We start from the raw sequence: 24,242 nt of genomic DNA on the forward strand, positions 1-24,242 counted from the left end.
GTGGACGCTGCGCAGGCCCAGCTCGACGCAGCAGCGGTCGCGTATCAAGCCGTGGTGCGCCAGGCCGTGTCTGAGGTCGAGCAGTCCTTGGTGTCGTTGGCCGCCGTGCGTGAGCGTGTCGGGTCCGCCGCGCTGGCGGTGGAGGGCTACCGGCGCTCGCTGGACGGCACGACCTCGCGCTACCAGGCCGGCTTGGCCAGCTTGAACGAACTCGAAGACGCCCGGCGCTGGCTGCTGGCCGCCGACAACGCCGCTTTGGTGCTGCGGCAGGAACAGCTCGCCGCCTGGGTGCGGCTTTATGTGGCGCTGGGGGGCGGTTTCGAGCCCAGCTCCGCCAGCGACAAGGCCCAACAACCGATTGCCCGGGACGCTTCATGATGTTTTTTGCCCGTTCAAGCTTTCGCCAGCCTGGCTGGCCCTTCAGTGCTGTGCTGCTGGCGCTGACCTTGGCCGTGGCGGCGGTGCGCAGCCCGGCCGCCGATGCGCAGCCCGCCGCAGGCCCCGGCCCCAAACCCGCACTGACCGTGAGCGTGGCGCAACCCCTGCCGGCCAGCTTGCCCAATGGCTTGCAGGCCAATGGCAATGTGGCCGCCTGGCAAGAGGCCATCGTGGGTGCCGAAGTCAACGGCTTGCGGCTGACCGCCGTGCATGTCAACGTGGGTGACGTGGTCAAACGCGGGCAGGAGCTGGCCCGCTTTGCCGCTGAAACGGCCCAGGCCGAGCAGTTGCAGGCCCAGGCGGCGGTGATGCAGGCACAGGCTGCCCATGAAAGCGCCAAAGCCGAGGCCGACCGCGCGCGCTCCATTCAGGACAGCGGTGCCCTGTCGGCCTCTCAAATGGCCCAGTACCTCACGACCGAACGTGTGACACATGCCCAATGGGAGGCCGCACAAGCGCAACTGGCGGCGGTGCGGCTGCGGGTGGCCCACACCCGTGTGCTGGCCCCTGACGACGGGGTGGTGTCTGCCCGCGCCGCCACGGTGGGGGCGGTGGTGGGCGCGGGGCAGGAGCTGTTCCGGCTGCTGCGCCAGGGCCGCATGGAGTGGCGTGCCGAGGTCACGCCCACCGAGATCGCGCTCATCCGGCGTGGGGTGAAGGCCGAGGTCACGCTGGCAGGGGGCCAGACGCTGGCCGGCACCGTGCGTGCCATTGCGCCGACGGCCGATCCGCAGACGCGCAACATTCTGGTGTACGTGGACCTGCCGCGCCATGAGGCACTCAAAGCCAACACCTTTGCGCGTGGCCGCTTTGTGCTGCCCGCCAGCCAGGCGCTCACGGTGCCCGCGCCGGCCGTGGTGCTGCGCGATGGCCACAGCTACGTGTTTGTGGTGGATGCCCAGAACAAGGTGACGCCGCGCAAGGTGCAGACCGGCCGCCGGGTGACCGACGTGGTGGAGGTGTTGCAAGGGCTCAAGGCCGACGAGCGGGTGGCGGTACAGGGCGCCGGCTTTCTCAACGAAGGCGACCTGGTCAAAGTGGTTCGGTAAGGGTTGGCCATGAACGTTTCTGCGTGGTCCATCCGCAACCCCATCCCTGCGGCCATGTTGTTCGTCATGCTGACGCTGGCGGGCCTGTTCTCGTTCCAGGCCATGAAGGTGCAAAACTTTCCTGACCTGGACGTGCCCAACATCACCATCGTGGCCAACCTGCCCGGTGCCGCGCCCAACCAGCTCGAGAACGACGTCGCTCGCAAGATCGAGAACAGCCTGGCGTCGCTGCAGGGTTTGAAACACATCTACACCAAGGTGCAGGACGGCGCGGTGACCATCACGGCCGAATTCCGCATCGAAAAAAGCACCCAGGAGGCACTTGACGATGTGCGCTCGGCGGTGTCCAAGGTGCGGGGCGACCTGCCCGGCGACCTGCGCGACCCCATCATCAACAAGCTGGAACTGGCCGGGGGCGCGGTGCTCGCCTACACCGTGGCGTCGGACCGCATGGACGACGAGGCCATCTCGTGGTTTGTGGACAACGAGGTGTCCAAGCTGCTCTTGTCGGTGCGGGGTGTGGGGGCGATCAACCGCGTCGGCGGTGTGACGCGCGAGGTGCAGGTGCAGCTTGATCCGCTCAAGCTGCAGTCGCTCGGGGCCACGGCGGCCGATGTGTCGCGCCAACTGGCCCGGGTGCAGATCGAAAGCGCGGGTGGCAAGGCCGAGCTGGGCGGCAGCCAACAACCGCTGCGCACCTTGTCGGCCCTGGGCACGGCGCAGGAACTGGCCGGCATGCAGATTGCCCTGTCGGACGGCCGCAGCGTGCGGTTGGACCAGATCGCCAAGGTGCAAGACACCATTGCCGACCCGACCGCCGCCGCTTTCCTGGATGGCAAACCGGTGGTGGGCTTCGAGGTGGCGCGCAGCCGGGGCGCCAGCGAGGTGGAGGTGGGGCGCGGTGTGCGCCAGAAGCTGGCCGAGTTGCGCGAAGCCCGGCCCGATCTGCGCATCACCGAGTCCTTCGACTTCGTGACGCCGGTGGAGGAAGAATTCAACGCCTCGATGACCTTGCTGTACGAAGGTGCGCTGCTGGCGGTGCTGGTGGTGTGGCTGTTCCTGCGTGATCTGCGGGCCACCATCGTCTCGGCGGTGGCGCTGCCGCTGTCGGCCATTCCGGCCTTTATCGGCATGCACTACATGGGCTTCACCATCAACGTGGTGACGCTGCTGGCGCTGTCGCTGGTGATCGGCATCCTGGTGGACGACGCGATTGTCGAAGTCGAAAACATCGTGCGCCACATGCGCATGGGCAAGACACCCTACCAGGCGGCGATGGAAGCGGCCGACGAAATTGGCTTGGCGGTGATCGCCACCACCTTCACGCTGATCGCGGTGTTTCTGCCCACCGCCTTCATGTCGGGCATTCCCGGCAAGTTCTTCAAGCAGTTTGGCTGGACGGCCTCGTTTGCCGTTTTCGCCTCGCTGGTGGTGGCGCGCGCGCTCACGCCCATGATGGCGGCCTACCTGATGAAACCCGTGCTGGACGCCACACAACGCCCGGGCTGGGCCCAGCGCCACCGCCTGCTGGGCTGGGCCTGGAACTGGCTGCACAACCAGAAGGAGCCCGCCTGGCTGGACCGCTACCAAACCTGGGCCGCCTGGTGCATACGCCACCGCTGGATCACCATGATCGGTGCCGGGCTGTTTTTTGTCGGTTCGCTCATGCTGATCCCGCTGCTGCCGCAGGGCTTCATCCCGGCCGACGACAACTCGCAGACGCAGGTGTACCTGGAGCTGGCGCCCGGCGCCACCCTGGCGCAAACCGTGGCCACCTCAGAGCGCGCGCGCCTGCTGGTGGCGGCCGTGCCCCACGTCAAGTCGGTTTACACCACCATCGGCTCGGGTTCGGCGGGCACCGATCCGTTTGCGCCGCAGGGCACGGCGGAATCGCGCAAGGCGGCACTGACCATTCAGCTGGACCCGCGTGGCCAGCGCCCGCGCAAACAGGTGATCGAGAACCAGATCCGCGCGGCCATGGCCGAGCTGCCGGGCGTGCGCAGCAAGGTGGGTCTGGGCGGTTCGGGTGAGAAGTACATCCTGACGCTCACCGGCAACGACGCCACCGCCATGTTCGATGCCGCGCGTGGCATCGAGCGCGACTTGCGCACCATCCCTGGTGTGGGCAGTGTGCAATCCACCGCCGCGCTGGTGCGCACCGAAATCGTCGTGACGCCCGACCTGGCGCGCGCCGCCGACCTGGGCGTGACCAGCAGCGCCATCGCTGAAACCCTGCGCATCGCCACCGTGGGCGACTACGACAGTGCCTTGCCCAAGCTCAACCTTTCACAGCGCCAGATCCCCATTGTGGTCAAGCTGGACGAGGCGGCGCGCCACGACCTGTCCACCCTGGGCCGGCTCACCGTGCCCGGCTCACGAGGCCCCGTGATGCTGGAGCAGGTGGCCTCCCTGAGCTTCGGCGGCGGGCCGGCCGTGATCGACCGGTACGATCGCTCGCGCAACATCAATTTCGAGGTGGAGCTGGCCGGCATCGCGCTGGGCGACATGAAAACCGCGGTGGAGAAACTGCCCAGCGTGAACAACCTGCCTGCGGGCGTACAGGTCATTGAAATTGGCGACGCCGAGGTGCAGGGCGAGCTGTTTGCCAGCTTCGGCCTGGCCATGTTGACCGGCGTGTTGTGCATCTACATCGTGCTGGTGCTGCTGTTCAAGGCCTTTTTGCACCCCTTCACCATCCTCGCGGCCTTGCCGCTGTCGCTGGGCGGGGCCTTTGTGGCGCTGTTGCTGACCAACAAGAGCTTCTCCATGCCGTCGTTGATTGGGCTGATCATGCTCATGGGTGTGGCCACCAAAAATTCCATCCTGCTGGTGGAATACGCCATCGAGGCACGGCGCCTTCACGGCATGAGCCGGCTTGATGCCATTCTGGACGCCTGCCACAAACGCGCCCGGCCCATTGTGATGACCACCATCGCCATGGGCGCGGGCATGTTGCCCATTGCCGTGGGCTGGGGCGCGGCCGATGCCAGTTTTCGCTCGCCCATGGCCATCGCGGTCATCGGTGGGCTGATCACCTCCACCTTTTTGAGCCTGCTGGTCATCCCAGCGGTGTTCACCTTGGTGGACGACGTGGCACTGTTTTTTGCCCGCCTGTTCGGCGGGGTCAGAGGCGGAAGGCCGACACCCGCTCCGTGAGCTGACGCGCCTGGTCTTGCAGCGCCGACGAGGCGGCGCTGGCTTCCTCCACCAAAGCGGCATTCTGCTGAGTCACGCCGTCCATCAAGGCCACCGCGCTGTTGATCTGCGAAATGCCTTCGGACTGTTCACGGCTGGACGAGGCGATCTCGCGCATCAGCACCGTCACACGCTGGATGCTGTCCACAATTTCGCGCATGGTCTGGCCGGCCTGATCCACCTGTTCGGTGCCGCTGGTGACGTTGCGCACCGAGGTATCGATGAGCGCCTTGATTTCGCGCGCCGCAGCCGACGAGCGCTGGGCCAGCGAGCGCACTTCAGATGCCACCACCGCGAAGCCCCGGCCTTGCTCACCGGCACGCGCCGCTTCCACCGCCGCGTTCAACGCCAGGATGTTGGTCTGGAAGGCGATGCCGTCGATGACGCCAATGATGTCCACGATCTTGTGCGACGAGGTGTTGATCTCGTTCATGGTGTCCACCACCTGGGCCACCACCGCACCACCGCGCGCCGCCACTGCCGAGGCCGCTTCGGCCATGTCGTTGGCGGTGCGTGCGTGGTCCGCGTTCTGGCTCACCGTGCTGTTGAGTTCCTCTGTGGCAGAGGCGGTTTCTTCCAGGGAGCTGGCTTGCTGCTCGGTCCGCTGTGAGAGGTCCAGCGTGCCTGCTGCCACCTGGCTGGAGGCGCTGGCAATCGAGTCGGCGCCCGAGATGACTTGAGAGATCAACTGACGCAGGTTGTTCTGCATCAAGGCCATTTGTGTCAGCAGGTGCGTGATTTCGTCCGCGCCATTGGGCGAGATGTGGCGGGTCAGGTTGCCGGCTGCGATCGCGGTGGCGGTCTCGTCGGCCTCGCGGAAACCCAGTGTCATGCGGCTCAGCGTGGTCAGCATCAGCAAGGTCATGGGCACGGCGCCCAGCAGCACGATGGCGGCAAACACCAGCTTGCTGAGGCGGTAGCGGCGTTCGGCCGCCGTGGCTTCTTCGTCAGCCCGGGCGAGCTGGTGTTCGCGCAGCGCGGCGTAGGCGTTGAGCAAGGCCTGGCCCTCCGTGCGGCCGGCCACCAGAAAGGCCTGCATCACGTCGGGTGTGTACTGGTCGTTGCGCAACTGCTGCACCGTGGCCTGTATCTTGGCGCGCCACGCCTGTTGCCGGTCGGACGCTTCGGCCACCAGGGCCGATTCGGCCGCGTCCATGGGGCGCTCGCTGATGGCTTTCCACGCCACGTCGTTGGCCGCGGCGTTTTTGCCTATGGCCTCCAGATGCATGTTCAAGGGGTGATCGTGCAGGGTGGCCAGCGGGCCGTGCGGATCGTGCTGGAAGGACAACAACACGTTGAGGCGGCTGTCGTAAAAACGCTGGATCATGTCGCCCACCTGGCCGGCGGGCACCATGCGCTGCTGGTGGACATGCACCAGCGCATCGCGGGCGCTCATCATGCCCCACAAACCCACCACGATGGCGGCCAGAAACACCGCCCAATACACCACCACGCCGGCCCACACGCGGTGCGTCAGTTTGAATCGATCCAACATGTTCACGGGGCAGAGAAGTACCCCCAGGAGTTACAACGCCGGAATTATGTTTCTCGATTTGACACTTTCTGCGCCGCCAGGGGGCACCAGAACGCGCCGGGTTGACTTGCATCAACCGGTGTCAGCGTGCGGCGGTGGCGGTGGGCTCAGGCCGGGCTTTTGAGCACGTCCAGCAGCTCGGTTTCGATTTCGATCTGCGTGCGGTTGTGCTGCAGGTGCAGTCCACTGATGAGGAAGGTGTCTTCCACCCGTTCGCCCAAGGTGGTGATTTTGGCCAGTTGGAGGCTGATGCCGTGGCGTGCCAGCACGCGGGCGATGGAGTAGAGCAGGCCGGTGCGGTCGCTGGCCGACACGCTGAGCAGCCAACGCTGCGCTTTTTCGTCGGGGCGCAGGTCCACGCGGGGAATGACCGGGAAACTTTTGACCCGGCGCGACAGACGGCCGCGGCTGGGCGCAGGCAGCTCACCCCGCGCCTCGATGGCCTGGGTCAGGCCCGATTCCACCATGCTGATGAGTTCGCGGTAGTGGTCGGACAGGGTGGGCGCGACCACCTGAAAGGTGTCGAGCGCGTGGCCGTCGCGGGTGGTGTGCACCTTGGCGTCCAGGATGCTGAAACCGGCCTGATCAAAGTAACCGCAGATGCGGACAAACAGGTCGTTCTGGTCTTGCGCGTAGACCAGCACCTGCAAACCTTCGCCATCCGGGGAGATGCGCGCCCGCACCACGGTGCCGGTGAAGGGCTGGTCGGGCTGGCGCGAGAGCTCGCGCGACACCTGGCGCGTGTGCCAGGCGATGTCGCTGGCGTCGTGGCGCATGAAGTAGCTCACATCGAGCTGCTCCCACAAGGCCTTGTGGGCCATGTGGGGCAGGGCGTGCAGCGCCAGCAGGGTCAGGGCATCGCGTTTGCGGGCTTCGATCACCGCATCGGGGTCCGGTGCGCGCCCGCCCAGGGCACGCAGGGTGTAGCGGTACAGGTCCTCCAGCAGGCGCGCCTTCCAGGCGTTCCAGACCTTGGGGGAGGTGCCACGGATGTCGGCGACGGTCAGCAGGTAGAGCGCGGTCAGGCGCCGCTCGTTGCCCACGCGCTGCGCGAACGCGGCGATCACCTCGGGGTCGCTGAGATCGGCCTTTTGGGCGATCTGGCTCATGCTCAGGTGCTCCTGCACCAAAAACGCCACCAACTCGGCGTCCTCCTTGGCGATGTCGTGCTGGCGGCAGAACACGCGCACGTCCTTGGCGCCGAGGTCGGAGTGATCGCCGCCACGGCCTTTGGCGATGTCGTGGAACAGGGCGGCGATGTACAGAATCCAGGGCTTGTCCCAGCCGGCGGCCAGCTGCGAGCAAAACGGGTACTCGTGCGAGTGTTCGGCGATGAAGAAGCGGCGCACGTTGCGCAACACCATCAGGATGTGCTGGTCCACGGTGTAGACGTGGAACAGGTCGTGCTGCATCTGGCCCACGATGTGGCGGAACACCCAGAGGTAGCGGCCCAGCACCGAGGTCTGGTTCATCAGCCGCATGGCGTGGGTGATGCCCTCGGGTTCCATCAGGATGCGGCGGAAGGTGGCGCGGTTGACCGGGTCGGTGCGAAACTTCGCGTTCATCACCGGCCGGGCGTTGTAGAGCGCGCGCAGGGTGCGGGCCGACAGACCCTTGATGCCCACCGTGGTCTGGTAGAGCAAAAAGGTTTCCAGAATGGCGTGCGGTTGCTGCACATACAGGTGGTCGCTGGCCACCTCCAGCATGCCGCCACGGTCAAAAAAGCGCTCGTTGATGGGGCGCAACGCGGTCGGCCGCGCCTCGTCGCTGGACAGCCGTTCCTCGATGTTGAGCAACAGGATCTGGTTGAGCTGGCTGACCGCTTTGGCGGCCCAGTAGTAACGCCGCATCAAGGCCTCGCTGGCGCGGCGTGCACCCCGCGCGCTGGCGCTGCCTTCGGCCGGAGCCTGCGGCTTGAGGCCAAACGAGTCGGCCACCGCCGTCTGCAGGTCGAACACCAGCCGGTCTTCTCGCCGGTGGGCAATGAGGTGCAGGCGCGCTCGGATGAGGCTCAGCAAGGCTTCATTGGCCTTGATCTGGCGCGCCTCCAGCGGTGTGGCCAGGCCCTTGCGGGCCAGTTCGTCCCAGCTGCGGCCCAGGCCGGCCGCCTTCGCCACCCACAGGATGATTTGCAGGTCGCGCAGGCCGCCGGGCGACTCTTTGCAATTGGGTTCCAGCGCGTAGGGCGTGTTCTCGAACTTCTGGTGGCGCTGGCGCATTTCCAGCTGTTTCGCCACAAAAAAGGCCTTGGGGTCCATGGACTCGGCCAGGGCTTGGGACAAAGCGGCAAAACGCACCCGCTGGCCCACGATGAGCCGGCATTCCAGCAGGGAGGTCAACACCGTGACGTCTTTGCTGGCTTCGGCCACGCAGTCGGCCACAGAGCGCACGCTGGAACCGATGTCCAGACCCAAATCCCAGCAACTGCCGATGAACGCTTCGATGCGCGTTTTCAGTGTGGCGTCGGTCTCAGGACTGGCGCTGTCTGGCAACAGCAGCAGCACATCCACATCGGAGTAGGGAAACAGTTCACAGCGTCCATAGCCTCCCACGGCCACCAGGCAGAAGTCGGGGCCAAAGCCGGCCCGCGCCCAGAGGCGGGCCAAGGACTCGTCGGTCAGGCGTGCGAGTGCATGCAAGGCCGTGTGCACACCACGTGTGCTGCTGCCGCTGTGGGCCAGCCGCTCGAACAGGGCGGCCTTGTCCTGCTTGTAGCTCTGGCGCAGGGCCGCGAAATCGGTGTCGGTGACCACCTCGGACATGGGGGCGCTGTCAGGCCAGTGTTTTGGGGCCGTTGACCACGAAGGCGGGTGGCGCGGGGCAGCCTGCCGACAAGGTCATGACCTCGTAGCCACTGTCTGTCACCAGCACGGTGTGTTCCCATTGGGCAGACAAAGAGCGGTCTTTGGTGATGATGGTCCAGCCGTCGTTGCCCAGTTCCTTCACTTCACGCCGGCCCAGGTTGATCATGGGTTCGATGGTGAAGGTCATGCCCGGCACCAGCTCCACACCCGTGCCGGGGCGGCCGTAATGCAGCACCTGCGGGTCTTCGTGAAAGTTCTGGCCGATGCCGTGGCCACAGAACTCCCGCACCACGGAAAAACCGTTGCCTTCGGCAAAGGTCTGGATGGCGTGGCCGATGTCGCCCAAACGGATGCCGGGGCGCACCATGTCAATGCCTTTCCACATGGCGTCAAACGTCATCTGGCACAAACGCTTGGCCGCTATGGAGCACTCTCCCACCAGAAACATGCGGCTGGTGTCGCCGTACCAGCCGTCCTTGATGACGGTCACGTCGACGTTGACGATGTCGCCCTTTTTCAGCGGCTTGTCGTTGGGGATGCCGTGGCAGACCACGTGGTTGACCGACGTGCACAGGTGGGCGGGGTAGGGAGGGTAACCACCCGGCTGGTAGCCGATGGTCGCCGACACCGAACCCTGCTGTTTCATGACCTCGGCCGCCAGGCGGTCGATCTCCTTGGTCGTGATGCCGGGCACGATGAGCGGCGTCAGGTGGTCCAGCACCTCGGCGGCCAGTCGGCCGGCCAAGCGCATGCCGGCCACACCGGCCGCGTCCTTGTAAGTGATGTTCATGGGCGGCAATTATCGCAGTTGACATTGCCGGCTGCCTGGCGGCGGCCAGATGCCCACGCCCCGCCCGCTGCGATGGGATTCGAGGGCAGGGCAATTGACTCGTTTGACAAAATGTTGACTTATTTATTTAACTTTTATCGCCCTTCGATGGTGTAATTCTTCCCCATGAGACGCAGGGTCTGTCCATACGGCAGGCACCACAACAAGCGTCCACACAGGGAGAAGAAACATGTTCAAGGTCCGTTCAATCGTGGTGTTGGCCGCAGCGGTGGTGTTGGGGCAGCAGTTGGTGGCTTGCAGCTCGCAGGTCGCCGCCAACGAGTCTGAGCGACTGGCGTCGTTGTGGAACGGGTTCCATGCCGACGTGCGGTTGGTGGTCTATGACGACCTGAACGCCAACTTCAACCGCCGCAAGGTGGCCTACCAGACCGACATGTCGGTGGCCGGTGACGACGTCAAGGCCATGATCCATGGCCTGGCGCCCAACCACGGCAACCTGCACTGCAACGAAAGCAGCCCCGTCTACGTGCTGGAAATCACGGAAGCAGGCAAAAAGCGCAGGTACAGCAGCGACAACAACCACTGCGCACAAAACGCCAATTACGCAGGCTATGTGCCCACCCAGGCGATGGCCCAGCTGGCGCACGCATTGAGCAAAAGCCAGACCTACTGAGCCTTGCCTTGACGGGCCAGGGCAGACCTCCTTGCCCAGGCCCAACACGGCGGCGGCGGCGGATCGCGCAGGTAAAATTGCGGGTTTCCACCCATCCACGGGTGCACCCCGCGCCCCTCAGCCCCCAAGGCCACCCACTGTGACCCTGCACCTGCGCTTTTTTGACGGCGGCAATGCCGTCAGCGACTTCAAAGTCCAACAACTCCTGCCGCGCCTGCAAGCGGTGTCCGACAAGATCACCGGCCTGAGTGCGCGTTTTGTGCACTTGGCGTCCTTCGATACCGCGCCCGACACCGCCACCGAGGATCGCCTGACGCAGCTGTTGACCTACGGCGAGCCGGCAAGTGCTGCACACCTGGCGCTGGAGAAGGCCAGCGCACCGGCACTTGTGGTGATGCCACGTTTGGGCACGGTGTCACCGTGGGCCTCCAAAGCCACCGACATTGCGCACAACTGTGGCCTCGCGCTGCACCGCGTTGAACGCCTGGTCGAGTTCCGGCTTGGCCTCAAGAGCGGGCTGCTGGGCAAAGCGGCACTGTCGGACGATCAACTGCGGGCGGTGGCCGACCTGCTGCACGACCGCATGACCGAGGCCGTGAGCACCGAACGCAGCCAGGCTGAAGCCCTGTTCACGGAACTGCACCCTGCCCCGATGGAGCACGTGGACGTCCTGGCTGGCGGTCGCGCGGCGCTCGAGAAGGCCAACACCGACTGGGGTTTGGCGCTGGCCGACGATGAGATCGACTACCTGGTGAACGCCTTCAACGGCTTGAAGCGCAACCCGACCGACGTCGAGCTGATGATGTTTGCGCAGGCCAACAGCGAACACTGCCGCCACAAAATTTTCAACGCGCAGTTCACCATCGACGGTGTGGCACAGGACAAAAGCCTGTTCGGCATGATCCGACACACCCACCAGACCAGCCCGCAGCACACCATCGTGGCGTACTCGGACAACGCTTCCATCATGGAAGGCCACCAGTTGGAACGCTTCGTGGCCAAGGCCGGCGGCAACGCTTCGCCTGCCTATCAGGCGGAGGCCGCCACCCACCACATCCTGATGAAGGTGGAAACGCACAACCATCCGACCGCGATCTCGCCTTTCCCCGGCGCTTCCACCGGCGCGGGCGGCGAAATCCGCGACGAGGGTGCCACCGGCCGCGGCTCCAAGCCGAAGGCTGGCCTGACCGGCTTCACCGTGTCCAAACTGTGGGGGGGCATGAGCGACCAAGCCGGCGGCAAGCCGGAACACATTGCCAGCCCGCTGCAGATCATGACCGAGGGCCCGCTGGGTGGTGCGGCCTTCAACAACGAATTTGGCCGGCCCAACCTGCTGGGCTATTTCCGCGAATACGAACAGGACGTGGGCGGCGTGACGCGCGGCTACCACAAGCCCATCATGATCGCGGGCGGCCTGGGCCAGATCGATGCCACGCAAACCAAGAAGATCGATTTCCCCGCCGGCACGCTGCTGATCCAGCTCGGCGGCCCGGGAATGAAGATCGGCATGGGCGGCGGCGCCGCCAGCTCCATGGCCACCGGCACCAACGCCGCGTCGCTGGACTTCGACTCCGTGCAGCGCGGCAACCCCGAGATCGAGCGCCGCGCGCAGGAGGTCATCAACCACTGCTGGGCGCAGGGCGAGAAGAACCCGGTGCTTTTCATCCACGACGTGGGTGCGGGCGGCCTGTCCAACGCCTTCCCCGAGCTGGTGAACGACGCCGGCCGTGGCGCCCGCTTCGACCTGCGCGCCGTGCCGCTGGAAGAGAGTGGCCTGGCACCCAAGGAAATCTGGTGCAACGAGAGCCAAGAACGCTACGTGCTGGCCATCGCGCCCGAGTCGCTGGAGCAGTTCAAGGCCTTCTGCGAGCGTGAACGCTGCCCCTTCTCGGTCGTTGGCGTGGCCACCGAGGAACGGCACCTGTCGCTGGTGGACGAGGGCCACGAATCGCCCGTCGATATGCCCATGGATGTTCTCTTGGGCAAACCACCCAAGATGCACCGCGATGTCACCACCGTGTTGCGCCAGTTCCAGCCCATGGACCTGACGGGCGTGTCGCTGGAAAAGGCCGTCATCGACGTGCTGAGCCACCCCACCGTGGCCTCCAAGCGTTTCCTCGTCACCATCGGCGACCGCACTGTGGGTGGCCTGACCCACCGCGATCAGATGGTCGGCCCCTGGCAGGTGCCGGTGGCCGATTGCGCCGTGACCCTGGCCGACTACGTTGGCTTCGCGGGTGAGGCCATGAGCATGGGCGAACGCACCCCGCTGGCCGCCATCGACGCCGCCGCGTCGGGCCGCATGGCCGTGGCCGAAGCCATCACCAACCTGTTGGCCGCGCCCATCGAATTGCCGCGCGTCAAGCTCAGCGCCAACTGGATGGCCGCCTGCGGCGAGCCCGGTGAAGACGCCGACCTGTACGCGACCGTCAAGGCCATCGGCATGGAGCTGTGCCCGGCGTTGAATGTGTCGGTGCCCGTGGGCAAGGACAGCCTGTCCATGCGCACGCAATGGACGGCCGACGGTGAAAAGAAGAAGGTCACCTCGCCGGTGAGCCTCATCGTCACCGCCTTTGCCACCCTGGCCGACGTGCGTGGCACGCTCACGCCACAGCTCAACCGCGACACTGACGACACCACGCTGGTGCTGGTGGACTTGGGCAAGGGCCGAAACCGCATGGGCGGCAGCGTGCTGGGCCTGACACTGGACCAGCCGGGCAACGAAGTGCCCGATCTGGACAGCCCGCAGGATCTGATCAACCTGGTCAACGCCGTCAACGCCCTGCGCGCCCAGGGCCAGATCCTGGCCTACCACGACCGCTCCGACGGAGGCCTGCTGGCCGCCGTGGCCGAGATGGCCTTTGCCGGCCAGGTGGGCGTGTCGCTGAACGTGGACATGCTGGTCACCGAAGGCGATGGCATTTCCGACAGCCGCATGGACAGTGGTGACGCAAAAAACTGGGCGCAGCAGGTCAGCGCCCGGCGCGAGGAACTCACCCTCAAGGCCTTGTTCAACGAAGAACTGGGCGTGGTGCTGCAGGTGCGCACCGCCGAGCGCAACGCCGTCATGCAGACCCTGCGCGAGCACGGCCTGAGCAAACACAGCCACTTCATCGGCAAAACCCGCCCGGCGTCGTCGTCCATCGATGTGGGCAAGGGCCAACTGCAGGTCTGGCGCGACACCAAGGCCGTGTTCAGCGCCAGCCTGTCCGATCTGCAACAGGTCTGGGACAGCGTGAGCTGGAAGATCACCCAGCAGCGCGACAACCCCGCCTGCGCCGACAGCGAACACGCGGCGGCCGGCCAGCCGGCCGATCCGGGCCTGCACGTGGCCCTGACGTTCGATCCGACCGACAACGTGGCTGCCCCGTACCTTGGCTTGAGCAAGCCGAAGGTCGCCATCCTGCGCGAGCAGGGCGTGAACTCGCACGTGGAGATGGCTTACGCCTTCACCCAGGCCGGTTTCGAGGCTTACGACGTGCACATGACCGACCTGCAGTCGGGCCGCGCCCAGCTGGCCGACTTCAAGGGCGTGGTGGCCTGCGGTGGTTTCAGCTACGGTGACACGCTGGGTGCCGGCATCGGCTGGGCCCGCTCCATCACGTTCAACCCGGTGTTGTCCGAGCAGTTCCAGGCCTTCTTTGGCCGCGCCGACACCTTTGGTCTGGGCGTGTGCAACGGCTGCCAGATGTTTGCCGAACTGGCCGACATCATCCCCGGCGCCGAGGCCTGGCCGCGCTTCACCACCAACCAGAGCGAGCGCTTCGAGGCGCGGCTGTCGATGGTCGAAGTGCTGGCCTCGCCCAGCCTGTTCCTGCAAGGCATGGCCGGTAGCCGGTTGCCCATCGCGGTGGCGCACGGGGAAGGTTTTGCCAACTTCAAGCACCGAGGTAACCCGGCACAGGCCGTTGCCGCCATGCGTTTTGTGGACAACACAGGCGCCGCCACCGAACAGTACCCGTTCAACCCCAACGGCAGCCCGTCGGGTCTGACGGCGGTCACCACGCCGGACGGACGCTTCACCGCCATGATGCCCCACCCCGAGCGGGTGTTCCGCAACATCCAGATGGGCTGGACCAACGGCGACCCATCACAGCTCAGCCCGTGGATGCGCATCTGGCGCAACGCGCGCAAGTGGGTGGGGTGAGATGACCCACCTGGGCGCACAACCCGAGCGCTTGCCCGACGGCGCGCCCATGGGCGACGCCTGGTTTGCGCTGGACTGGCCAACGGCAGAGGCTGCCATTGGTGTTTGAGGCCCCACCACCACGGCCGCTGCGCACCCAGTTGTTGCGGTTTGGCGTGGCCGGTGTGCTGGGCCTTGGGGTGGACACCGCCGTTTTGTATGCGTTGATGGCGCTGGGCCTGCCGTTTGTGTGGGCGCGCGGGTTCTCGTTTGTGGCGGCGGCCAGCTTCACCTGGGCTTTCAACCGCCGGCTCACGTTTGCTGCGGGCATGTCGGTCCCGCCCACTTGGCGCGAATGGTCACACTATCTGCTGGCCATGGCCGGTGGCGGTGTGGCCAACTACACGGTGTCGGTGGCCACCTACCAGTGGTGGCCGCTGGTGCAGGCATATCCTGTGCTGGCGCTGGCCTTGGGGTCGGCGGTGGGCATGGTGTTCAATTTTGTGTCCGCGCGGTACTGGGTGTTCCGGCCGCCGCGCTAAACCTCTCAGGAAAGCTCCCATGGCCAGCAGCTTGCTCGCACTCATTGACGACATCGCCAGCGTACTGGACGACGTCGCGGTCCTCACCAAAGTTGCCACCAAAAAAACGGCCGGTGTGTTGGGCGATGACCTGGCGCTCAATGCCCAACAGGTCACTGGCGTGAATGCGGACCGCGAGTTGCCGGTGGTCTGGGCGGTGGCCAAGGGCTCCATGTTGAACAAGGCGATCCTGGTGCCGGCGGCACTGTTGATCAGCGCATTTGTGCCCTGGCTGGTAACGCCACTGCTGATGCTGGGAGGCGCGTTTCTGTGTTTTGAGGGCTTTGAAAAGTTGGCGCACAAGTTCCTGCACCGGGCTGAGGACGACAGCCAGCGCAAAGCCGAACTGGTGACCGCGCTGGCCGACGAGAAAGTGGACATGGTCGCTTTCGAGCGCGAGAAGGTCAAAGGTGCGGTGCGAACCGACTTCATCCTCTCGGCCGAGATCATTGCCATCACCCTGGGCACGGTCGCCAACGCCCCCTTTGGCACGCGCGTCGCGGTGCTGGTGGGCATTGCCATCATCATGACCGTGGGCGTCTACGGCCTGGTGGCCGGCATCGTCAAACTCGACGATGCGGGACTGCACCTGAGCCGGTCCACATCGAGCGCCGCGCAGCTTGTGGGACGTGGCATTCTGCGTGTGGCGCCCTGGCTCATGAAGGCGCTGTCGGTGGCCGGCACTGCTGCGATGTTTTTGGTCGGTGGCGGCATCTTGTCGCATGGCCTGCCGTTTCTGCACCACGCCAGCGAGGCGGCCACAGCGGCCGTGGGAACCGGCCTGGCCTGGATGGCCCCGACCTTGTTCGACGCGGTGGTGGGGATCGTGGCCGGCGCGCTGGCGGTGTTGCTCGTCAAGGCGCTCGGGGCGCTTCGCGCCAAGCCTGCGGCCACCTGATCCAGCTCAGTGCACCGGCGTCGCCGAGGGCCGGGTGCGGTAGAAGGTCAGCGGGCGTTCGGCGGCGGCGTTCAACACCGAACGCTTGATCTTGCCCACCACGTGCATTTCGCACGGCTTGCAGTCAAAACGCAGGGTGAGCTTTTCCTTGCCGTTGATCAATTGCAGCGGCTCGGCGCGCACCGTGCCTTGCACGCCGGTGACGCCCTTGGCCTGTTTGGGGCACAGGCTCAAACTGAAGCGCACGCAGTGTTTGGTGATCATGAGGCTGACTTCGCCTTCTTCCTCATGGCTTTCGTAGGCCGCCGCGATCACCTTGACGCCGTGTTTGGCGTAGAAGTCGCGCGCCTTCTGGTTGAACACGTTCGCCAGGTAGCTGAGCGTGTCTTCGGGGTAGGGCGTGGGCGGCTCGGCGGCGGGTGAGCGCACCAGGCGGGGCAGGGCGTCGAGCCGGGCCTGCTGCAACGCCGCCACCGCTTCGCGCCGCAGCGCGTTGAGTTGCGAGGCGGGCACAAACCAGGGGCGGGGCAAAGCGAGTTGGGTTTCGATGGGTTCGAATTCGGTGTCGCCCAGCCGGCCCAGGCTTTCGCGCAGTTTCGCTTCGGCCTGAGCGGCGTCTTTCGGCGCCTGCCACTCAAGCGCCAAGGTGGCGCTGGCGCTGTGGCCGTCTTCGTCGGTGAGTTGTAGTTGCAGGCCCGTTGCCGTTTCGCTCAGGCGCGGCCAGACGCCAATGCGCCGGTCAGACGACTTTTTCTCCAGCGTGCGCACCCAGTTCATGTCGCGGTTGCGGTTGACCTGGGTGCCTTTGCGCAAGTCCTTGAAACCGGCCATCGGGTCTTTGGGGAACACCTTCCAGCGACCGATGGCGCCCACCACCGGTTCGCAGCGGTTGGTTTGCAGGCCCACCAGCTCTTTCTGCAGGTCGAGGTAGCACAGGCCGTCGCCGTTGTGCAGCACGGTCTCGGGGCTCTCGGTCTCGATTTCCACATGGTCGGCCGCCACGCGCGTCACCCAGCCAATCGATCGGCCCGGGTTCTTGGGCGTGTCAAAGGCGCCGATGTCGTCCTTGCGGCCGTTGGTGAAGTAGTCGGTGAACTCGCGGTTGAAGTTCTGGTCGGGGTCGGGCGTGAAGCTGAAGGTGGTGTGGCCGCTGCTGGCGCGGGCCAACTCGGGGCGCTCTTCCAGAATCTCGTCGAACAGCTTGCGGTAGTGCGCGGTGATGTTCTTGACGTAGGCGAGGTCTTTGTAGCGGCCCTCGATCTTGAAGCAGCGCACCCCGGCATCGATCAGGGCGCGCAGGTTGTCGCTCTGGTTGTTGTCCTTCATGGACAGCACGTGTTTGTCGTGCGCCACGATGCGGCCCTGGCTGTCCTTCACCTCATAGGGCAGGCGACAGGCCTGCGAGCAGTCGCCCCGGTTGGCACTGCGCCCGGTGTGGGCGTGGCTGATAAAACACTGGCCGCTGTAGGCCACACACAAGGCGCCGTGGATGAAGTATTCAATGATGGTGCGATTGGCGTCGGTGGCGGCGCGGATGGCGGCGATCTGCTGCAGCGTCAGTTCGCGCGCCAGCACCAGGTGGGTGAGGCCCGCGTCTTGCAGAAAACGGGCCTTTTCAGGCGTGCGGATGTCGCACTGGGTGCTGGCGTGCAGCTGGATGGGCGGCAGGTCCAGCTCCAGCAGGCCCATGTCCTGCACGATGAGGGCGTCCACGCCGGCGTCGTAGAGCTGGTGGATGAGCTGACGCGCGGGCTCCAGCTCGTCGTCGCGCAGGATGGTGTTGACCGTGACGAAGATGCGGCTGTGGAAGCGGTGGGCTTCCTTGACCAGGCGGGCGATGTCGGCCAGCGAGTTGTCGGCGCTGGTGCGCGCACCAAACGACGGGCCGCCGATGTAGACGGCATCGGCGCCATGGTGGATCGCTTCAATGCCGATGTCGGCGGTGCGCGCGGGGGACAACAGTTCGAGCTGGTGGGGCAACATAATTCGCTACTTTTAAGATTGGGCCTGTTCACACTGCTTTTCCGAGATGCGTTGCGAGTCAAAAAAGCCATGCGCAAGGCGCGAAACGCCGCCGGGGTATGCCCCCGGCAAGGCTTCGCAACGCCGCCGGGGTATGCCCCCGGCAAGGCTTCGCAACGCCGCGCATGGCTTTTTTGGCCGCAACCCGAAGGGAACGGGGTGAAAACAGCGCCACCCGTCGTTGCTCTCCTAGGCCAGACGCCCAGTCTGGCCGTCGTCGTGCGCCTAGATTGGCGCTGTTTTCACCCCGTTCGCACTTGGAAAAGCAGTGTGAACAGGCCCTAACCCGCAATTGTCCATGAAACGTTCCGATTTCCGCTTTTTCCACCGCCTGCGCGTGCGCTGGGCCGAGGTGGACATGCAGAAGATTGTGTTCAACGCGCACTATCTGATGTATTTCGACACCGCCATCACCGAGTACTGGCGCGCCCTGGCCTTGCCCATGGAAGAGGTGTTTGCCCGCCTGGGCGGCGAGTTGTATGTGAAGAAGGCCACGGTGGAGTTCAACGCCTCGGCCCAGATGGACGACCTCATCGACGTGGCCCTGCGTTGCGAGCGCATCGGCAACTCGTCGATCCAGTTCATCGGCGCCATCTTCCACGGCGACAAGCACCTGATTTCGTCGGAAATCATCTACGTCTTCGCGGACCCCATCAGCCAGACCTCGCGCCCCGTGCCCGAGGCCTTGCGCAAGGCCTTCATGGCGCTGGAGGCCGGTGAGCCCATGGTGGAAATGAAAGTGGGCACCTGGGCCGAGTTGGGCCAGGACGCAGGCCAGGTCCGCAACGAGGTGTTCGTCGAGGAACAGAAAATCCCCAAAGAACTGGAGTGGGATGCGGCCGACGCCGACGCGGTGCACGCCGTGGCCTACAACCGTTTGGGCATGCCCCTGGCCACCGGGCGCTACCTGCCGTACGCGGCCGCGGGCCGAGCCGGTGTGGTGAAGGTGGGGCGCATGGCAGTCAAGCGCGTGATGCGTGGTGCGGGCGTGGGCCGCGAGGTGTTGTTCGCCCTCATGGACGCGGCCCGCAAACGCGGCGAACACGAGGTGGTGCTGCATGCGCAGCGCAGCGCCGAACCGTTTTACGCGCGCCTGGGTTACACCGTCAACGGCGAGCCGTTCGAGGAAGCCGGCATCCCGCACATCGAAATGCACATGCGCCTGTAGGTGCTGCGGGCCAGCGGCCAGCGGCTGGCCTCGGTGGCCGCCTCGGGCGGCGCGGTGCGTTCGTGGGTCCATTCCTCCATCTGCACTTCGTCGGCAGATGCACACACCAGCAGGCTGCTGCGGGTGCCGTAGCGCCGCTCGGCAAAGTCCACGAAGGGGCTGGACAAGGCCTGTTCCCACACCCGGGGTGCGCCGGTGGTGGGTAGCAATTCGGCGGCTGCTTGACGGCGGTCCAGCAACGCCGACAGCAACGGCTTGCGCCACTCGCATGTCAATGCAGATGTGCTCTGGTCCACCACCGATTGCATAGCCCGTTTGAGGCGGACCGTCTTGGGCCAGGGTGTGTCCAGTGCGGCATTGGACAGGCCATAAATCCCGGTCGCCAAAGACCGCCCCACCACGCTGCCCAGGGTGATCGCGTCGCCCGCGCCGTGCCGGCGGTTGCTGATCCAGGCCCATTCGCCGCGTGCCAAATCGCCCAACACCAGGTTGAAGCCGCTGTACAGATCGGCTTGCACGCCGTGGGCAAACGCCTGCCAGTCGGTGTCGCCTTGCAGCCAGCGCGTGACCAATTCGCCACGGCTTTGTGGTGCGTTAGGCACACTGGCCTCCCGCACATTGGTCAGCATGGCGACGCGTCCCTGGGGCGTCACGCCCAACCAGGTGCCGCCCGCGTGCTGGTCGCGCCCCGCCACCACCGGTGTGCCGTTGTCCAGCTGCCAGGCGTGCAGCGGCAGGGTGGGGCGGTCCAGGTGCTCATCGCGGTTGGCGGCGACCAACAGCGGATGCCCAGGCACCGCACCAATGGCAAAAGCGATCAGGCACATGCGGTGGGTTCAGATGTCGTCGCGCAGCGGGTAGGGCAGGGGCAGCAGTGTCAGGGTGGTGCCATCGGCGGCACCGACGGTCAGGCGGCCACCATCGGCCGAGCTGATTTGCATGGAGACGATGGCATCACAACCCGCCACCGGGTGCGCGGCCACCGCCACCACCGTGCCGGTGGGTTGTTCGGCATCGCTGGCGTGGAACACGTTGTCGCCCACCGCCATGGGGGCCTCGCCGTGCGCCAGGTAAGCCCGCCGCTTGAGCGTGCCCCGGAACTGGCTACGCGCCACCACCTCTTGCCCGGGGTAGCAGCCCTTTTTGAAGTTCACGCCGTCCACCGACTCGTAGTTCAGCATTTGTGGCACAAAGGCTTCCACCACCGGGGCGCTGACGGTGGCCACGCCGCTGTGCACGTCCAGCCATTGCCACAGGCTGGCGTCCAGCGCCGGCAGGTCAGGCACAACACCCGCCGGTGCCAGCCACAGCGCGCGGGCGCGGCCTTGCGCGTCGGGCAAACGCACCAGCGACACCTCGCCCTGATCGGTCTTGGCCCAGGTGGAGGCCGGCCAGCCTTGGCCATCGCCCACCAAGCCATACAGCGCAATCTCGCCGCTCGCGTCGCTGAGCTTGGCCTTGGCGCGCAGCACAAACATGGACAAACGCTTGAGCGTGGGTGCCAGCACATCCTGCGCGCACACCAGCCAGATTTCCTGGTGGCTGCGTTTGATGCCCACAAAGCTGGCCAACATGCGGCCCTTGGCCGAGCAGAACGCGGCCAGCCGTGCCTGCGACAGGCCCATCAGCGAGAAATCCTGCGTCAGTTGGCCATGCAGAAAGCTGGCTGCGTCTTCCCCCACCACCCGGATCACGCCCAGTTGTGGCAGCCGCACCGCACCGGCAAGGGTGCTGGCGTCAAAAGGAGCAAGGGCGGGGCGGTCGGTGGTCATGCAATGGGCCTCTTATATGATTTAGGTTGGACCATTTTCCCAAAGGCGCAAGGACCGTGCTCAGAGTGTTGAAAAGGCTTTTGCTGGCCGGGTTGTTGGGGGCGGTGCTGGCGGCGGCAGCGGGTGCCTGGTGGTGGCAACGGCCATTGCCCTTGCGCCCGCTGGCCGGGCAGACCGTGGTGGACGTGACCGTGCCGGCCGGCGCCTCGGCACGGGGTGTGGCCGAAGCCCTGGTGGCCGCGGGCGTGGACACGCCTGCCTGGCTGCTGCACCTCGGTTTTCGTGCCTCGGGCGAGTCGCGCCGCATCAAGGCGGGCAGTTACGAGTTGGAGGCCGGCGCCACGCCACAAAGTGTGCTCGACAAACTGGTGCGTGGTGACCAGGCGCTGCGGCAGGTGACGCTGGTGGAAGGCTGGACCTTTCGCCAGGTGCTGGCCGCCTTGCGCGCGGCCGAGCACCTGGAAGACGACATCGGCCGCAAGTCGCCGTCAGAGCTCATGGTGCAGCTGGGTTACGCCGGCCGCCATCCCGAGGGGCGCTTTTTCCCCGACACCTACCGCTACGCCAAGCGTTCACCGGCCTCGGTCGTGTTGCGCCAGGCCGCGCAGGCCATGCAGCAGCAACTTGACGCTGCCTGGGCACAACGCCAGCCCGGATTGCCGCTGAAAAATGCCGACGAGGCCTTGATTCTGGCCAGCATCGTCGAGAAAGAAACCGGCCAGGCGGCCGATCGTGGCCAAGTGGCCGCCGTGTTCATCAACCGCCTGCGCATCGGCATGCGCTTGCAAACCGACCCAACGGTCATCTACGGCTTGGGTGAGCGGTTTGACGGCAACCTGCGCAAACGCGACTTGCAGGCCGACACCCCCTACAACAGCTACACCCGCAGCGGCCTGCCCCCTACGCCGATTGCCATGCCGGGCAAGGCGGCGTTGCTGGCGGCAGTGCAGCCCGCGGCCAGCCAGGCCTTGTATTTTGTGGCGCGCGGCGATGGCAGCAGCCAATTCAGCGCCACACTCGACGACCACAACCGCGCCGTGCGGCAGTACCAGCTCAAGCGCTGAACACCATGCCATCTTCAGGAATTTTCATCAGCTTCGAAGGCATAGACGGTGCCGGCAAGTCCACCCACATCGAAGCCCTGGCCAGCGCCCTTCGTGCCCAGGGGCGCACCGTCGTCCTCACGCGCGAGCCAGGCGGCACCCCATTGGCCGAAAAGCTGCGTGCCTTGCTGTTGCACGACGCCATGGACCCCTTGTGCGAGGCCTTGCTCATGTTTGCCGCCCGCCGCGACCACCTGCAGCAGGTGATCGAGCCGGCCCTTGCCCGGGGCGAGGTGGTGCTGTGCGACCGTTTCACCGACGCCACATTTGCCTACCAGGGCCACGGCCGTGGTTTCGACCTGAACACGCTGGCCACACTGGAGCACTGGGTGCAGGCGCTGCCCCATGGCGGTGTACGCCAGCCAGACCTCACCTTGTGGTTCGATCTCGACCCGGCCATTGCCGCAGAGCGGCTGGCGGGCGCCCGTGTGCCCGACAAATTCGAAGCCCAGCCGGTGGCATTTTTCCGCCGTGTGGCGGCCGGCTACGCCGACAGGTTGTCCAAAGACCCTGGCCGGTTTGCCCGGGTTGACGCCCAGGGCACGCTGGAAACGGTGCGTGAAGCGGTGTTGGACGCCTGCAGAACCCGGCCCTGGTGGCAGGAGCAGGCCCCATGAGCGCCCCCGGCGTGCCCCCGTGGCAACAAAAGCAGCTGCGGGCCTTGCTGCAGCAGCGTGGCCATGCATTGCTGCTGACCGGGCCTTCAGGCCTGGGACAGTACCCGTTGGCGCTGGCCTTGGCCGCTGCATGGCTTTGTGAGCATGCCACCGCAGATGGCGCCTGCGGCCAGTGCGAGAGCTGCCACGCCATCGCCGTGCGCACCCACGCCGACCTGTGTGTGCTGATGCCCGAAACCCTGTCCATGGAACTGGGCTGGCCGCTGGACGAAAAGACCCAGGACAAGATCGACAAAAAAGAGATCAAGGCCAGCCGCATGATCCGCGTGGAGGCGGCGCGTCAGGCGGTGGCGTTCACGCAGTTCACGCGGTCACGCGGCACCACCAAGGTGGTGCTCATCTACCCCGCCGAGCGCATGAACCCAGAGGCGGCCAACACGCTGCTCAAGACGCTGGAGGAGCCCGCCGGTGCGGTGCGTTTTGTGCTGGCCACCGAGGCCGCCCACCAGCTGTTGCCCACCGTCCGCAGCCGATGCCAGAGCCACGCACTCACCTGGCCCGACGCTGCCGATGCGCTCGCGTGGCTGCAGGCCACCTGTGGCGGGGACGCAGCCCAAGCGCGGGTCTGGCTCAGTGCAGCCGGTGGCCGGCCTGACGATGCCCTGGCCTGGGCGCAGGCTGGGCTCACGGCCGACACGTGGCAGCGCTTGCCGCGTGCCTTGGCCAAGGGCGACTTTGCCGCCATGGCCGACTGGGGCCCCGCGCGGCAACTGGACGTGCAGCACAAGCTGTGTCACGACCTCATGGCGGTTGCCGCCGGTGGTGCGCCACGCTTTTTTGATGCAGGCTACCTGCCCAAACCGCCACCCATGGGCGCGCTGGCACAGTGGTCGCGCGAGTTGGCGCAAAACACGCGCACGGTGGAACACCCATTTCAGGGGCCTCTGATGATCGAGGCGTGGGCGGCGCGCGCACGCGACGTCTTGACCAAGGCTTAAACTCCGGCGAATGAACGCGTCCGATCTGCCCCTGAATTCGCCCGATCCCGCTTCGGGTGGTGGCCATGGTGCATCAACCGACGGGGTGGACGCAGGTGGCGAGGTGCCGTTTGTGCGGCCCACCGTCATCCAGTTGTCCATCAAGGAAAAGGCGGCGCTGTACGCGGCCTACATCCCCATCTTCACCGAGGGCGGCATTTTTGTCCCGTCCTCCAAAAGTTACCGCTTGGGGCAAGACGTGTACGTGTTGCTGACCCTGCCCGAGGACCCGCACCGCTACCCGATTGCCGGCAAGGTGGCCTGGATCACCCCACCCCACGCCACAGGCGCCCGAACCCAAGGCATAGGCATACGGTTTCCCAACGACGAGAAATCGGGGCTGCTCAAGAAGCGCATCGAGGAAATCCTCGGTGCCCACCTGGGCTCAGACCGCTCGACCCAAACCGTTTGATTTCCACTCGCTGCGGGCCGTCG

At 65.8% G+C, this 24,242-nt stretch carries 18 protein-coding genes; 12 read left to right on the forward strand and 6 right to left on the reverse strand.

The window, feature by feature from the left end; all coding sequences use genetic code 11:
* From ACFQPB_RS15685 to ACFQPB_RS15695, 3 genes are all read left to right on the forward strand, one after another.
* The coding region (locus tag ACFQPB_RS15685) for a TolC family protein (protein ID WP_382225175.1) at nt 1–378 on the forward strand (378 nt) is incomplete at its 5' end.
* On the forward strand, nt 375–1,487 hold the full coding sequence (locus ACFQPB_RS15690) for an efflux RND transporter periplasmic adaptor subunit (RefSeq protein ID WP_382225177.1): 1,113 nt from the start codon (nt 375–377) through the stop codon (nt 1,485–1,487). The genes ACFQPB_RS15685 and ACFQPB_RS15690, both read left to right, overlap by 4 nt.
* A 9-nt stretch (nt 1,488–1,496) precedes the next feature.
* Complete coding sequence (locus ACFQPB_RS15695) at nt 1,497–4,643, forward strand: efflux RND transporter permease subunit (protein ID WP_382225180.1); 3,147 nt, start codon at nt 1,497–1,499, stop codon at nt 4,641–4,643.
* Here ACFQPB_RS15695 and ACFQPB_RS15700 read toward each other — a convergent pair.
* The 3 genes from ACFQPB_RS15700 to map all read right to left on the reverse strand — a co-directional run bounded on the left by ACFQPB_RS15700 (nt 4,612) and on the right by map (nt 9,810).
* The gene (locus ACFQPB_RS15700) at nt 4,612–6,177 is read right to left on the reverse strand and encodes a methyl-accepting chemotaxis protein (protein ID WP_382225183.1); all 1,566 of its coding nucleotides are present in this window, start codon (nt 6,175–6,177) and stop codon (nt 4,612–4,614) included. The genes ACFQPB_RS15695 and ACFQPB_RS15700 overlap by 32 nt on opposite strands.
* 146 nt (nt 6,178–6,323) lie before the next feature.
* The gene (locus ACFQPB_RS15705; RefSeq protein ID WP_382225186.1) at nt 6,324–8,978 is read right to left on the reverse strand and encodes a [protein-PII] uridylyltransferase; all 2,655 of its coding nucleotides are present in this window, start codon (nt 8,976–8,978) and stop codon (nt 6,324–6,326) included.
* A 10-nt stretch (nt 8,979–8,988) separates the two neighbouring features.
* Complete coding sequence (gene map, locus ACFQPB_RS15710) at nt 8,989–9,810, reverse strand: type I methionyl aminopeptidase (RefSeq protein WP_382199419.1); 822 nt, start codon at nt 9,808–9,810, stop codon at nt 8,989–8,991.
* A 229-nt stretch (nt 9,811–10,039) separates the two neighbouring features.
* On the opposite strand from map, the gene ACFQPB_RS15715 reads away from it, so the two are divergent.
* From ACFQPB_RS15715 to ACFQPB_RS15730, 4 genes are all read left to right on the forward strand, one after another.
* Nucleotides 10,040–10,483, forward strand: coding sequence for a hypothetical protein (locus tag ACFQPB_RS15715; RefSeq protein WP_382225189.1), 444 nt, complete (start codon nt 10,040–10,042; stop codon nt 10,481–10,483).
* Nucleotides 10,484–10,622: 139 nt separating this feature from the next.
* Nucleotides 10,623–14,630: a phosphoribosylformylglycinamidine synthase gene (purL, locus tag ACFQPB_RS15720; protein WP_382225192.1), complete on the forward strand. Its 4,008-nt coding sequence runs from the start codon at nt 10,623–10,625 to the stop codon at nt 14,628–14,630.
* 101 nt (nt 14,631–14,731) lie between these two features.
* Nucleotides 14,732–15,151 carry a GtrA family protein gene (locus tag ACFQPB_RS15725; protein ID WP_382225195.1) on the forward strand — a complete coding sequence of 140 codons (420 nt, stop codon included), beginning with the start codon at nt 14,732–14,734 and terminating at the stop codon, nt 15,149–15,151.
* A 19-nt stretch (nt 15,152–15,170) separates the two neighbouring features.
* Entirely contained in the window at nt 15,171–16,088 is a 918-nt protein-coding gene (locus ACFQPB_RS15730) for a DUF808 domain-containing protein (protein WP_382199423.1), read from the forward strand.
* A 6-nt stretch (nt 16,089–16,094) separates the two neighbouring features.
* On the opposite strand, the gene ACFQPB_RS15735 is transcribed toward ACFQPB_RS15730, so the two are convergent.
* Nucleotides 16,095–18,071, reverse strand: a complete 1,977-nt coding sequence (locus ACFQPB_RS15735; protein ID WP_382225197.1) for a peptidase U32 family protein — start codon at nt 18,069–18,071, stop codon at nt 16,095–16,097.
* A gap of 337 nt (nt 18,072–18,408) precedes the next feature.
* Here ACFQPB_RS15735 and ACFQPB_RS15740 point away from each other — a divergent pair, with 337 nt between their 5' ends.
* Nucleotides 18,409–19,278 carry a YbgC/FadM family acyl-CoA thioesterase gene (locus ACFQPB_RS15740; RefSeq protein WP_382225200.1) on the forward strand — a complete coding sequence of 290 codons (870 nt, stop codon included), beginning with the start codon at nt 18,409–18,411 and terminating at the stop codon, nt 19,276–19,278.
* On the opposite strand, the gene ACFQPB_RS15745 is transcribed toward ACFQPB_RS15740, so the two are convergent.
* Complete coding sequence (locus ACFQPB_RS15745; protein ID WP_382225203.1) at nt 19,209–20,105, reverse strand: NRDE family protein; 897 nt, start codon at nt 20,103–20,105, stop codon at nt 19,209–19,211. The two genes, ACFQPB_RS15740 and ACFQPB_RS15745, sit on opposite strands and share 70 nt — an antisense overlap.
* Before the next feature lie 9 nt (nt 20,106–20,114).
* Complete coding sequence (gene ygfZ, locus ACFQPB_RS15750; protein ID WP_382225205.1) at nt 20,115–21,050, reverse strand: CAF17-like 4Fe-4S cluster assembly/insertion protein YgfZ; 936 nt, start codon at nt 21,048–21,050, stop codon at nt 20,115–20,117.
* A 68-nt stretch (nt 21,051–21,118) separates the two neighbouring features.
* Here ygfZ and mltG point away from each other — a divergent pair, with 68 nt between their 5' ends.
* From mltG to ACFQPB_RS15770, 4 genes are read left to right on the forward strand one after another with little or no spacing between them, the layout of a single operon-like run.
* Complete coding sequence (mltG, locus tag ACFQPB_RS15755; protein WP_382225460.1) at nt 21,119–22,114, forward strand: endolytic transglycosylase MltG; 996 nt, start codon at nt 21,119–21,121, stop codon at nt 22,112–22,114.
* A 5-nt stretch (nt 22,115–22,119) separates the two neighbouring features.
* On the forward strand, nt 22,120–22,770 hold the full coding sequence (gene tmk, locus ACFQPB_RS15760; protein WP_382225207.1) for a dTMP kinase: 651 nt from the start codon (nt 22,120–22,122) through the stop codon (nt 22,768–22,770).
* Nucleotides 22,767–23,768: a DNA polymerase III subunit delta' gene (locus ACFQPB_RS15765; protein ID WP_382225210.1), complete on the forward strand. Its 1,002-nt coding sequence runs from the start codon at nt 22,767–22,769 to the stop codon at nt 23,766–23,768. Before tmk ends, ACFQPB_RS15765 begins: the two co-directional genes overlap by 4 nt.
* Nucleotides 23,769–23,778: 10 nt before the next feature.
* The gene (locus ACFQPB_RS15770; protein WP_382225213.1) at nt 23,779–24,219 is read left to right on the forward strand and encodes a PilZ domain-containing protein; all 441 of its coding nucleotides are present in this window, start codon (nt 23,779–23,781) and stop codon (nt 24,217–24,219) included.
* The last annotated feature ends 23 nt before the right edge of the window (nt 24,220–24,242 follow it).

This window comes from Hydrogenophaga atypica (assembly GCF_042665215.1).
Taxonomy (GTDB): Bacteria; Pseudomonadota; Gammaproteobacteria; order Burkholderiales; family Burkholderiaceae_C; genus Hydrogenophaga; species Hydrogenophaga defluvii_A.